Annotated in this window: 8 protein-coding genes; 2 read left to right on the forward strand and 6 right to left on the reverse strand. The window is 71.4% G+C overall.

Features of this window, described 5'->3' with window-relative positions; all coding sequences use genetic code 11:
- Positions 1-22: 22 nt before the first annotated feature.
- Positions 23-475 (forward strand): transposase, encoded by a 453-nt coding sequence (locus tag ACMTAK_RS41995; RefSeq protein ID WP_413810976.1) that lies wholly within the window; start codon positions 23-25, stop codon positions 473-475.
- Between the two features lie 994 nt (positions 476-1469).
- Entirely contained in the window at positions 1470-3317 is a 1848-nt protein-coding gene (locus ACMTAK_RS42000) for an AfsR/SARP family transcriptional regulator (RefSeq protein WP_413810977.1), read from the forward strand.
- A gap of 52 nt (positions 3318-3369) precedes the next feature.
- Here ACMTAK_RS42000 and ACMTAK_RS42005 read toward each other — a convergent pair whose 3' ends face one another.
- Genes ACMTAK_RS42005 through ACMTAK_RS42030 form a run of 6 tightly spaced genes read right to left on the reverse strand, consistent with a single transcriptional unit; the run spans position 3370 to position 11599 of the window.
- A complete protein-coding gene (locus ACMTAK_RS42005) occupies positions 3370-4326 on the reverse strand; it encodes an ornithine carbamoyltransferase (protein ID WP_413810978.1) in 957 nt (318 codons plus the stop codon).
- A 37-nt stretch (positions 4327-4363) separates the two neighbouring features.
- Positions 4364-8452 carry a non-ribosomal peptide synthetase gene (locus tag ACMTAK_RS42010; RefSeq protein ID WP_413810979.1) on the reverse strand — a complete coding sequence of 1363 codons (4089 nt, stop codon included), beginning with the start codon at positions 8450-8452 and terminating at the stop codon, positions 4364-4366.
- Between the two features lie 27 nt (positions 8453-8479).
- A complete protein-coding gene (locus tag ACMTAK_RS42015) occupies positions 8480-9319 on the reverse strand; it encodes a 2OG-Fe(II)-dependent halogenase WelO5 family protein (RefSeq protein WP_413810980.1) in 840 nt (279 codons plus the stop codon).
- A 25-nt stretch (positions 9320-9344) separates the two neighbouring features.
- Positions 9345-10016, reverse strand: a complete 672-nt coding sequence (locus ACMTAK_RS42020) for an FMN-binding negative transcriptional regulator (protein ID WP_413810981.1) — start codon at positions 10014-10016, stop codon at positions 9345-9347.
- Positions 10003-11370 (reverse strand): lysine N(6)-hydroxylase/L-ornithine N(5)-oxygenase family protein, encoded by a 1368-nt coding sequence (locus tag ACMTAK_RS42025; protein ID WP_413810982.1) that lies wholly within the window; start codon positions 11368-11370, stop codon positions 10003-10005. The genes ACMTAK_RS42020 and ACMTAK_RS42025 overlap by 14 nt, the downstream gene beginning before the upstream one ends.
- 10 nt (positions 11371-11380) lie before the next feature.
- A complete protein-coding gene (locus ACMTAK_RS42030; protein WP_413810983.1) occupies positions 11381-11599 on the reverse strand; it encodes an MbtH family protein in 219 nt (72 codons plus the stop codon).
- Positions 11600-11606: the final 7 nt, after the last annotated feature.

Genomic DNA, 11606 nt, shown 5'->3' on the forward strand with positions numbered 1-11606 from the left:
CAAGGTCACCGCCCGACTGATCGTGCGCCGCGTCAAGCGCCTGAGCGCCGGTACCGTCCCGGCCGGGCAGGGCACGCTCTTCGACACCTGGCGCTACCACGCCGCGTTCACCGACTCCCCGCTCGCCTTGAGGGATGCCGAGCGTGATCACCGCCGGCACGCTGTCGTCGAGCAGGTGATCGCCGATGTCACGAACAGCGGCTTCGCCCACGCGCCGTCCGGTCATCTCCAGGCCAATGCCGCGTGGCTCGCCCTGGCGGCCCTGGCACACAACCTGACCCGCGCCGCCGGTGCCCTGGCCTCCGCGTGCCATGCCAGGGCGACCACCGCCACCATCGGTGACCGCCTGATCAACGTGCCCGCCCGCCTGGCCCGCTCCGCCCGCCGCCTCACCCTGCACCTGCCCGAACGCCGGCCCTGGAGCGAGGACTTCACCCGGCTGTTCAGCACGGTGCATGCACCGCCGGCCCTCTGACGCTCCCTGACCGGCCTGCCCGAAAGGGCCCGAGACCTGTGGACAAAGTGGAAGAGCTGGGCAGACCAGCGGCCACCCCATGCCCGAATCCGCAACTCAGCCCCAACACGGCCTGCACGACCCCGAAACGATCAACCCGGAATCAAGCCGGTGGATCCGGGCTGAGGTGTTCCAGAAACACCAACCACGACCAGCAAACCCAACCCAACAATAAATCTCGGTCGAACAGCCGACCGGCGAGTCTTGATCGGCGAGGATATCCCGCACGCCAGGGGCACCATTTCGCCGCGGGACGTGAGTAACTCGGGTTTCGCACCTTCCGGCGGCAACTTCCTGTGGATCAGAAATGCCATACGGCTTCTTCGGCGGCACTCGCTGCGGCTGTCCGTACGGCAAGACACCAGCGCCCCGCCGCTCCCATAAGGCGGTGCAGGGCCAGGTTCTTTACCGTCTCGGTAGTCAGCCCTTTCTGCATCCGCCAACGGAGGTGGTCGAGTAGGGAATAGACGTAGGCCTTGCATAGACCTCACCGGCCTCGTCGTCACCACGGCCCAGGGCACCGTCGGCCTCATCGTTTGTGCACGCTGAACCATCGTCTCCATTACTGTTGGAGAAAACCTACGCTGTCTGGGTGCTCTACAGTCGTCTGTTTTGCGTTACGCTGATCGCCATCGGCGGGGGCAGTGGGTGCAAAAAGTCCGAATCTCCCCAGTTTCCTGTATCGCGCCGTTCGATCCCGAGGGAGGTGGAAGGCGTGGAAGTGTAAGCGGGCGAGCCGCCATTGACCCCGCTAATTCCCCCCACCTGCATCACTTCTCTGCACGACGGATCCAGCAAGATGACAGTCATTGGACTCATCCTGTGAGGAGCAAGAGTTTTGCAGTTCAGCGTATTGGGTCCGCTCCAGGTTTGGGCCCTCGGGCAGCCTGTCGCCATAGGTGGCCCGAAGCAGCAGGTTTTGCTCGCGCTGCTCCTTGCCCGGGCCGGTGGTGTCGTGTCCGTCCCACAGATCGTGGACACGCTCTGGCCCCGCAAGCCGCCGCAGACCGTGGCGGCGCAGATTCACAACCGTATCTCCTCACTCAGACACATCCTCGGCGCGAAGACCATCGAGACCTTCCCTTCCGGCTATTCGCTGACGTCGTCCCCGGGCTCGATCGACGCCAAGGTCTTCGAGGAGGAGGTGGGCCGGGCCATGTCGTTACGAGCCACCGGGCGTCACGACGAGGCAACGGTCCTACTGCGCACGGGACTTGGCAGATGGCGCGGCCAGTCGGCGTTCCAGCACCTGGACGGCGAACCGTTCGACCGTGAGGCAAGTCGGCTCGAAGAGCTGCGGATCTTCGCTCTCGAGCAGTGCATCGAGGGCGACCTGGAAACACGGGACGCCGCCGAGCTGGTGCCCGAGCTGGTCGATCTCGTCGCGGCGCACCCCACCCACGAGCGCCTGCACCACCACCTGATGCTCGCCCTCGACCGCAGCGGGCGGCGGAGCGACGCGTTGAACGTCTATCTCGGCCTCCAGCGGCGGCTGGCCGACGAGTTGGGCACCGACCCCGCCGCCGACATCCAGCACCTCTACCAGGAGCTGCTGTCCAAGGACCGGGTCGTGCCCGCCCATGCCGCCGAACCGCAACCGGTACGGCCACGGCTCCCGGCCAGCGCGACCCGGCCGGACCGCAGCGCACCGGTCGGCGCCGTAGCCAGCCAACTCCCGCCGGACATCTCAGACTTCATCGGACGCGGCCGGGAGCGGCGGCTCATCGTCGACGCGCTCACCTCCGGCGTCACCACACAGACAGGCACCGCCGCACGCGCCGTCATCATCAGCGGCATGACCGGAGTGGGCAAGAGCGCCCTCGCCGTCCACACCGCGCATCTGACGCGGGACAGCTTCCCCGACGGTCAGCTGTACATCGACGCGTCGGCCTTCCCGCGCAACTGGGAGGGGCTTCGGGGCGTCCTGGGGCGGCTGCTGCACGGCCTGGGCGTATCGGAGGACGAGCAGCCCGACTCCTGGCCCCTGCGCCAGGACATGTACCGCAGTCTCATAGCCTCGCGCAGCGTCATGGTGCTCATCGACAACGTCACCGAGGCGGACGACATGCGGGCCGTCCTCCCGACCGGCGGCAGCTCCGCGGTGTGCATCACCACGCAGGTGTCCAGCCTCGCCGTCGACGGCGCAGTCCGGGTGCCGCTCGATGTGCTGGACGCGGACGAGTCCGGTGCGCTGCTCTCCTCCGGTCTCTCCCCGGAGCAGCTGGAGGGCCAGGGGCGATGGATCGAGGAGGTGCTGGCGGTGTGCGGAGGGCTGCCGGCCGCCCTCCGGGCCGTCGGCAACGTCCTCGCGGCCCGCCCCCACTGGACCCTGCAGCGGTGTGCGTCCGCGCTGACCGGAGCTCAGGATCCGGCACGTGAGCTGAGCCTGCTGGGACGCAGCCTGGCCGAGGCCTTCGACGAGGCGTGCGTCCGGCTCTCCGAGGACAGCAGGAATGCGCTGTCGGCCCTGGCCGCCGTCGACGCGGAGCGGCTGACCCCCACCACGGCCGGTGTGCTCATCGGCTGTCCCGCCGCGACCGCGGCGGCCTTCCTCGACGAGCTGGCGGACCGCAATCTGCTGTGCCCCGTACGAGCGGGAGAGCCGCGGAAGTGGGTGTACGTCATGCACGCGCTGCTGCGGACGCATCTCCAGGCCACGCTGCCCGACGCCCAGTACCTCACCGTCCTCGGCCGCGCGCTGCGGGAGGCACCGCATCTCGTACGGCGCAGGCCGATGCGGTACGGGGAGGCGCCGGAAGCCGTGCTGGAGTTCGCCGGTGGCGGCCCGGCCGCCGCCGGATAGCGGCCGCCGGGGCCGGGTGCGGACCTCCGCACCCGGCCGTCCGCGACGGCCCTCAGCGGTTGGCGGTGCCTTCGCCGAGCACCCGCAGAAGGGCCGCCGCCGCGGCGGACGTCTTGTGGTACGCCTGCCGGGACACCAGCGACAACGGCGCGTCCAGCACCTCGGAGGTCGCCTCCTGGCCCCTGATCGCCGGAAGGTCGTGCAGGAACACCGCCTCCGTCTCACTGCTGAACCGATCCATGGTGCTCCTGGTGACCCGGAAGGGGGCGAAGCGCGCCTGCCAGTCCGGATCCTCGTGCGCCACGCCCATGGACTGCCACCTGGTGGTGTAGAGGCCGTCGACGGGGTGCGGTGTGTCCGGTACCGAGTGGCGCTGGCTCACCACGTCCCGCCCGGCCGCGCCGTTCATCCCGGCCAGCTCATCGTCCGGGAAACCCGCCCCCTCGGGGCTGTACACGTCCAGCCGCATGCCGGGGACCTTGCAGGCCAGCTGGGCCAGCGACCGCACGGTGTTGTTGACCAGGCCGAGGTAGGCGAGCCGCAGGTTCTCCGTGTTGCCGAAGTGGTCCCGCAGCGCGCACAGGTCGGCGATGGCCTGCGTCGGATGCTCCTCGTAGGTCAGGGCGTTGACGGTGGCGGGCAGCGGCTCCGCGAGCTGCCGCAGCTCGTCCTGGGGGCCGTTGGTGCGGACGACCGCCGCGTCCACGTAGTGCGCGAGCACCGCTCCGGTGTCCCCCCAGCTCTCTCCCGTCGACACCTGGAGCTCCGAGGAGCCCAGGTGCAGCGTGTGACAGCCCAGGGTGACCGCCGCGTTCCAGAACGACGACCTGGTGCGGGTGGACGGCGCGGTGAACAGCAGGCCCACCCGGGCCCCCTGGAGCCGGTCCGTGAACTTCTTCGGGGAGTCGCCGAACCGGTACGCCGTCTCACCCACCTCCGCGACCTCGGCGGTGGTCAGCCCCGAGAGGCTGAGGAAGGAAGCACGGCACGCTTCGCTGACGTCGAACACAGACTGCCTCCGGGAAGGTGTGGGTACGGTCCTCGGCTCAGCGGCCGGGGGCGACCGCGTGGACGGTCTTCATCAGGTGCGCGGCGAGTTCGCCGACGATGGGTTTGGTGATCAGGGAGTAGTGCGTCGCCTCGATCTCGGTCTCCTGCGCGGGGCCCCGCGTCCAGTCGCCCCAGTCGGTCCTGGCCACCAGGCCGCGGCGGAGCGAGTCGGCGGCCCAGACCACGGACACCGGGGCGGCGATCACCTCCGGACTCCACCCGGTGAACACCCAGTTGTGCAGGGAGGCCAGTACGGCACGGTCGGCGACGGCCTGGGGCTCTGCGGCCGGGCGGATCTGCCACAGGCTCTCGGCGGCCCGCAGGATGTGAGAGCCGAGGTCCGGCCCCGGCGGCCGGCGGAACCGGGCGCCCAGCCGGTCGGCCTGGTCGGGCGTCAGCCCGCCGGACCCCGGGGGAGCGAGGGTGTTCAGCACGGTCAGCGGCCCCGCCGACCAGTCCGGCTCGGCCGGACGGGCGTACCGCACGGGTGAGCAGCCCGCGTCCCAGATGGACAGGGAGTGGACCGCGATGCCGCGCCGTTCGAGCTGAGCGGCCACACCGTGCGCGATCAGCCCGCCCAGCGACCAGCCCACCAGATGGCAGCCCCGCTCACCGGCGACCCCGGCCACCGCGGTGGCGTACGCCCGCAGCATGGCCTCCGGGGACTCCCAGCCGGTGCGGGTGCGCGGGTCGGTGCGTCCGTCGAAGACGGCGTGGACGGCCTGCCGGTCCGGCAGGGCGTCCACCAGGTCCTGGTAGACGAGGGCGTCCCCGCCCAGCGGATGGAAGCAGACGACGGGGATGCCGTCGGAGGAGCCGCGCAGTTCCAGGAGGTGGCCACCGCCCTCGGCGGTGACCGGCGCGGCGTCCGAGTGGCTCCGCAGATACTCCGCGCAGCGGCGCGGGGTGGCCCGCTCCAGCAGCGTGGCATGGGGGAGCGGGACGGAGAACTCACGGCGGACCCGGGCGATGAGCCGGGCGGCGAGGAGCGAGTGGCCACCCAACGAGAAGAAGTGGGAGTCCGGACCCGCCGAGGGCACGCCCAGCACCTCCCGCCACAACTCGACCAGCCGCCGCACGATTCCGTCCCCGCCGCAGTCCCCACCGCCGTCCCCGCCGTCGGTTGCCGCCCGGGACGCAGCGCCGTCCCCGACGTCCTCCGCGGGCTCCTGGGCGCACAGCGCCCGCAGCGCCCTCCGGTCGACCTTGCCCGCGACCGTGGTGGGGAGGGTGTCCAGGCGGGTGATCCGCGCGGGCACCATGTACCCGGGCAGCCGGGCCGTGAGGTGCTGCCGCAGTTCGTCCTCGCCGACGGGCGAGCGCGGCGCCACCGCGAAGGCGTGCAGCCGGGGCCCGCCCGGGTGGCTTTCGTCCACCACCGTCTCGGCGGCCTCCACCGCCGGATGGGCCAGCAGGGTGGAGGTCACCTCGCGCAGCTCGACCCGGTTGCCGCGGATCTTGACCTGGTCGTCCAGCCTGCCCAGATGCTCGACCGCCCCGCCCTTCGCCAGCCGCACCCGGTCACCGGTGCGATAGACCCGAACCGGTCGGCCCTGCGGCCCCCAGGGCAGCGTGGGGAAGCGTTCCGCCGTCAGCTCCGGCTGGTTCAGATAGCCGGGGCCGACGCCCTCGCCCGCGATGTACAGCTCACCGACGGCCCCGTGGGGCACCAGCCGGCGTTTGTCGTCGGCGATGTACAGGGTGGCGCCGTGCACCTCCGTGCCGATCAGCGGCCGCTCCACCGAGGAGTCGACTTTCTGCACGGTGGAGTTGACCGTGCACTCCGTGGGCCCGTAGCAGTTGAACACCCGCAGACCGCTGCGGGCCAGCGGCCGCCACAGCGGGGCGGGCAGCGCCTCCCCACCGGAGACCAGCCGCCGCAGCGGCAGGTCCCGGCGCTCCAACAGCCCGGCCTCCACGAGCAGTTGCAGATGGGCGGGGCTCACGTCCAGCAGGGTGATGCCCGCCTCCGCCACGTAGGACATCAGCGCGTCCGGGTCCAGCCGCACCGGGCCGGGCACGACGGCCACGGTGGCGCCGTCCAGCATGGGCAGCAGCTGCTGCAACGACACGTCGAAGACGAGTGGGCCGTTGAGGGAGACGGTCTCCTGCCGCCAGTCCTCGACCTCGAAGCACTCCGCCAGCCCCGCCTTGACGTTCAGCATGTTGGCGTGGGTCGCCAGGGTGGCCTTCGGCCTGCCGGTGGTGCCCGAGGTGTAGATGGCGTACGCGATGTCGTCGTGTCGTGTGGTCCGTACATCCGCGGTGCCGCGCCGGGCGGGCGGCAGGGCGCGGACGTCGATGAGTTCGGTGCCCGGGAGCGCGTACCCGGGCGGGCCGAGCACCCGGGTGAGCCCGGCGTCCTCCGCGATCCAGCGCTGCCGCTCCCGCGCCTCGCCCGGCTCGATGGGGACGTACGCGCACCGGGCCAGCCAGCAGCCGACCAGGGCCGCGACCGCGTGCACGGAACGGTCGGCCACCACCCCCACGAAGGTGCCGGGACCCGCGCCGTCGTCGATCAGCGCCGCCGCGACGGCCTCCGCCCGGTCCACCAGCTCGCGGAAGGTGAACCGCTCGCCCGGTGTGCGCACGGCGGTGCGCTCCCCGTGCAGATCCGCCAGCGCCCGGACGATCCGGCTCGTGGGCTCCCGTACGGCGTTCCGCGGCGGGTACGCGCGCGCCGTCAGCCGGCGCCGCCACTGTGGTACGGACAGCAGCTGGAGGTCGTCCACCGGGGTGCCGGGCTCGCGTTCACCGTGCTGGAGCAGGGTGAACAGCGCCTGAGTGGCGGCTGCGACATACGCCTCGTCGAACAGGGCCCCGTCGTACTCGGTCACCAGCCGCGGACCGCTCTCCCCGTACAGCAGGTTGAAGGTCAGGTCGCAGCGGGCGCGCTTGGCCGCGTCGCCGTCGAAGCCGCTCGCGGTGACGGTGAGACCCGGCCACTCGGGCTGCCCGCCGGGCGGGGCGGCCTGCACCTCCACGGCGATCCGGTACAGCGCGCCGCGCTCCCCGGAGGGCCGCGCGGGCACCGCCTCGGCGATCTTGTCGAACGGCACGTCGTCATGGGAGAGCGCGCCCATCACGGTCTCCTTGCCGCGGGCCAGGGCCGCGGCGAAGGACGGGTTGTCGGCGAGCGGAGTGTGCAGGGGCACGGTGTTGACGAAGAAGCCGAGGGTGGTGTCGAAGTCGGCCGACGTGCGGCCCAGGGTGGTGCCCCCGAGCACCACGTCGGTGCTTCCCGAGAACCGCTGGGCGAGGATCTGCACGGCGGTCTGGAGGATCACGAAGGGCGTCACCTGGAAGGCCGCGCTCAGCCCGGCGAGAGCGGTCACGGCCTCCGGCGGCAGCGGCACCTCGTGCACCGCGGCGGGCCCGGGGCCCCGCGCGCCCAGCGGGCTGGTCGCGAGGAAGTCCGCCGGCGGAAGCTCGGCGGGCAGCGCGGTCCGCCAGTACGCCAGGTGCCGCTCGGCCGCGTCGTCGGCGAGGATCTTCTGCTGCCGGCGCGCGAACTCCCGGAACGGGGCCGGTTCGGTGGCCGGATGCCACGTCCCGTGGTCGGCGAAGGCGCGGTAGGCCTCGGCGAGTTCCTGCTCGAAGACGCCCAGGGACCAGGCGTCGACGCCGATGTGGTGGAACGCGAGCAGCAGTGTGTGGTCGGTCGCGGACCGGCGCACCAGCCGGGCCCGGAACGGGGGTTCGCGCCGCAGGTCGAAGGGGCGCAGGGTGAAGGCACGCGCCTCATCCAACGCCGCCGCGGCGACCTCCTCCTCCCCGTGCTCCTCCTTGCGCTCCCCCTTGCCCCGAGGGGGCGCCGTCGGCGCCGCCGTGACACCGGTCAGGGCGGGTCTGCCGGGCAGCACCCGCTGGAGCACCTCGTCCGGGGTGTCCAGGAACACGGTGCGCAGGATCTCGTGCCGCTCCACCAGGGCGTTCACGGAGCGCACCAGCGCGTCGGCGTCGAGCCGCCCGCGCAGCCGCAGACAGCGGGTCACGTTGTACGCGTTGGATTCCGGGTCCAGCTCCTGGCTGATCCACAGGCGGAGCTGGTTGGCCGCTATCGGTTCGGTGCCGGTGTCAGTCATGGCGTGCTCCCTCCGGCGGGGTGCGGGTCAGGACCACAGGAGGAGGTTTCCGGTGCTGGACACGCCGATGAAGAAGGACAGCGTGACGCGCCGTCCGCCGCCTTCGTTGGCGTGCACCCTGTGGTAGTTGCGGGGGTCGAAGAACACGGCGTCGCCGCAACGCGGGGACACCGTCACCCGTGGCTCGTCCGCCACCAGGTGCGACTGGTACCAGTACCCGTCGCGGTGGTCCTCGTCGGCCGGCCGCCAGCGGCGCCGGTACACGGTCACCTCCCCGCCCGACTCGGGGAGGGACAGGTAGCAGTTGAAGGCGAGCTGGCACAGCGGGGTTTCGTCGAGCGCGCCGGGCAGTTCGCGCTCGACCTCGTCGAAGTGCAGGCCCGCGCCCTCGCCCATCTCGCGGATCATGCCCGCGAACAGCGGCCGGCCGCCCACGGTGGCCGTGGTGGCCCCGCCGTGCCAGGCCGCGTCGAGCCGGTCCAGGGCCAGCCGGAAGGGGTCGCTCCCGGCCAGCAGCCGGGTGCGCTGCTGCTCTGCCTCCTTGGCCTGCTTCCAGTAGGAGTCGGCCACGGAGCCGTTGTTGTAGAAGTCGAACACGGCGGGGCCGAGCTTCTTGATCCGCAGCCCCACCACGGCGGCGTCGTACTGCCCCATGCGGTCCTCCGCCAGGGCCGCGACGACCTGGCGGCACTCCTGCTCGGTGAAGAAGTTCCGTACGTGCAGCGCGCCCAGCACCCCGGCCGCCACCTGGTTCAGCCGCCCGCCGTCCAGCTTCTCGGCCACCTCGACGTCGAACAGGGTATGGACGGGTGTCGTACCGCCGTGGGCCGTGCCGCGGTTTCCGTCGACTGCGTATTTCTGCATCATGAACACCTCCGGCGTTCAGGTGGTCTCAACTCGGCCGGGACACCGCGGCCCGGTAGTAGTCGCACATCACGGTGGCCAGGTCGTTGCTCCTGCCGCGCGGACTGCGGGCACACCAGTCCATGACGGCGTGCCTGACGTCGTGCTCCTTCTCCTGGCTCAGCTTGAACATGGCGTCGCACTCCTCGACGTGCAGCTCGAACGCGCCTACGCCGGGGAGGAGTTGCCGGAAGTAGCCGACCGAGGAGTCCATCGACCACTGCTCGCCGAAGCGTTCCTCCAGCTGTCCGGCGGTGGCGGACACCACGCCGAGGGTGGCTTCCTCGTCCTCCACGAGCCGCAGCCGCCCCTGGACGTGCACCGCGGTGAAGTTCCAGGTAGGGGCGGCGGGGGTGGTGTCGTAGAGGGAGGGGGAGACGTAGCCCGCCGGCCCCTGGAACACCAGCCCGGCCGGCTGCCCGTCGGTCAGGGACTTCCAGTGCGGATTGGCGCGGTTCATGTGCCCGTGCAGCACCGCCCCCTGCCAGCGGCCGGTGCGCTCCAGCTCCTCCCGCTGCCGGGGCAGGACGATCACCGGCACATGGCTGGCGTACGGCGGCTGTCCTTCGCGGTTCGACATCAGCAGGGCCAGCGGATTGTCCTGGACGATCCGCACCGGCCATCGCTGGTCCTCGGTCCGGTAGTGCTCAGGTACGAACATCGCATCCCCTCGTGGCCGCGGCGTCCGCGCGTACGGTGTCCGCGATCTCCCCGGCCCGTACGGCGGTGTTGGACAGCAGGCTGGAGGAGATCCCGTGGCTGTGCTCGGTCGCGCCCTGGAGGTAGATGCCGCACGTCACGTCCCCCTCGGTGACGACGCGGTACTGCCGGTCGGCCTCCACCCGGCCCAGCTCGTCGGCCTTGCACAGCCCGGCCATGCTGCCCAGCAGGCCGCGTACGTCGGCGGGGCGGTAGCCGGTCGCGTAGACCACGCAGTCGGCCCGCATCGTGGTGTGCTCCCGGGTGACCAGCGACTCCACCGTCACGTCCACGCCGTCACCGGCCTGCTCCACGGACGTCAGCCGGGTGGCGCCGAGGATGTTGAGCCGGGTCCGCCCCTGCACCTTCTCCTGGTAGACCCGCCGGTACAGCTCGTCGATCAGCTCCGGGTCGACCACCGAGTAGTTGGTGTTCCGGTGGTAGTCGAGGAGCATCCGCCTGGTCTCCGGCGCGGCCGTGCAGTAGTCGTCGACGGCCCCCGGGTCGAAGATCCGGTTGGCGAACGGGCTGTCGTCGGACGGGCTGTAGCCGTAGCGGGAGAACACCGCGCAGATCTCCGCCGACGCGAACCGGGTGTGCAGGAACTCGGCCGCCTCGGCCGCGCTCTGCCCGGCGCCGACCACGACGATCCGCCGTGGTGCCGAGGGCAGTTGCTCCACCCGGTGCAGCAGCTCCGAGGTGTGCCAGACGTGTTCGGAGCGCAGCGCGTCCGGGGGCAGATACGGTTCCAGGCCGGTGGCGACGACCAGGTTGCGGGTGCGCTGCACGACGGTCCGTTCCCCGGCCGCCGTGCGCTGCCGGACCACGACGTCCATGTGCTCCACGGCGTCCCCGCGGGAGACCGGGCGCACGTCCACGACCTCCGACCCGTAGCTGACCTGCTCCTCGAAGAAGCCCGCCACCCACGCCAGATAGTCGTGGAACTCGACCCGGGAGGGGAACAGCAGCTTGTGGTTGATGAAGTCCGACAGCCGGCCGGCGTGGTGGAGGTAGTTGAGGAAGCTGTAGGGGCTTCGCGGATCGCGCAGCGTCACCAGGTCCTTGAGGAACGAGATCTGCATGGTGGCGCCCTCGAGCAGCATCCCGGCGTGCCAGGAGAACCGCTCCTTGCGCTCGAAGAAGACCGCCTCCAGCGGTCTGCCCGGTCCCGTCGGCGCGGTCTCGGCGAGCGCCGTGGCCAGCGCCAGGTTGGAGGGCCCGAAACCGATCCCGGTGACGTCGGCGATACGGCCCCGGCCCGCGCCGCCGGCCAGGTCGCCGTCGTCTCGCCGCTCCATCAACGTGTTGTCCGTCATATCCCGCTCCTCAGCCGTCCTGCCGGGTCCGGACCAGCGCTTCGCGCAGGCTTCTGGGCCGCATGTCGGTCCACACCCGGTCGATGTGCGCCAGGCACGTCTCCCGGTCGCCCCGCATGCCTTCCTCGCGCCATCCCGCGGGAAGGTCACGGTCGCCCGGCCAGACCGAGAACTGCTCCTCGTCGTTGATCACGACGCGGTACTGCCGCTCGTCACGCTCGCTGTGCATGGCTGTC

This window comes from Streptomyces lacaronensis (assembly GCF_047337785.1).
Classification (GTDB): domain Bacteria; phylum Actinomycetota; class Actinomycetes; order Streptomycetales; family Streptomycetaceae; genus Streptomyces; species Streptomyces lycopersici.

What these genes read in the sequence shown, in the direction of transcription:
- ACMTAK_RS42010 (WP_413810979.1), bottom strand. Translation starts at nt 8,452, where the DNA reads ATGACTGACACCGGCACCGAACCGATAGCGGCCAACCAGCTCCGCCTG.
- ACMTAK_RS42015 (WP_413810980.1), bottom strand. Translation starts at nt 9,319, where the DNA reads ATGATGCAGAAATACGCAGTCGACGGAAACCGCGGCACGGCCCACGGC.
- ACMTAK_RS42020 (WP_413810981.1), bottom strand. Translation starts at nt 10,016, where the DNA reads ATGTTCGTACCTGAGCACTACCGGACCGAGGACCAGCGATGGCCGGTG.
- ACMTAK_RS42025 (WP_413810982.1), bottom strand. Translation starts at nt 11,370, where the DNA reads ATGACGGACAACACGTTGATGGAGCGGCGAGACGACGGCGACCTGGCC.
- ACMTAK_RS42030 (WP_413810983.1), bottom strand. Translation starts at nt 11,599, where the DNA reads ATGCACAGCGAGCGTGACGAGCGGCAGTACCGCGTCGTGATCAACGAC.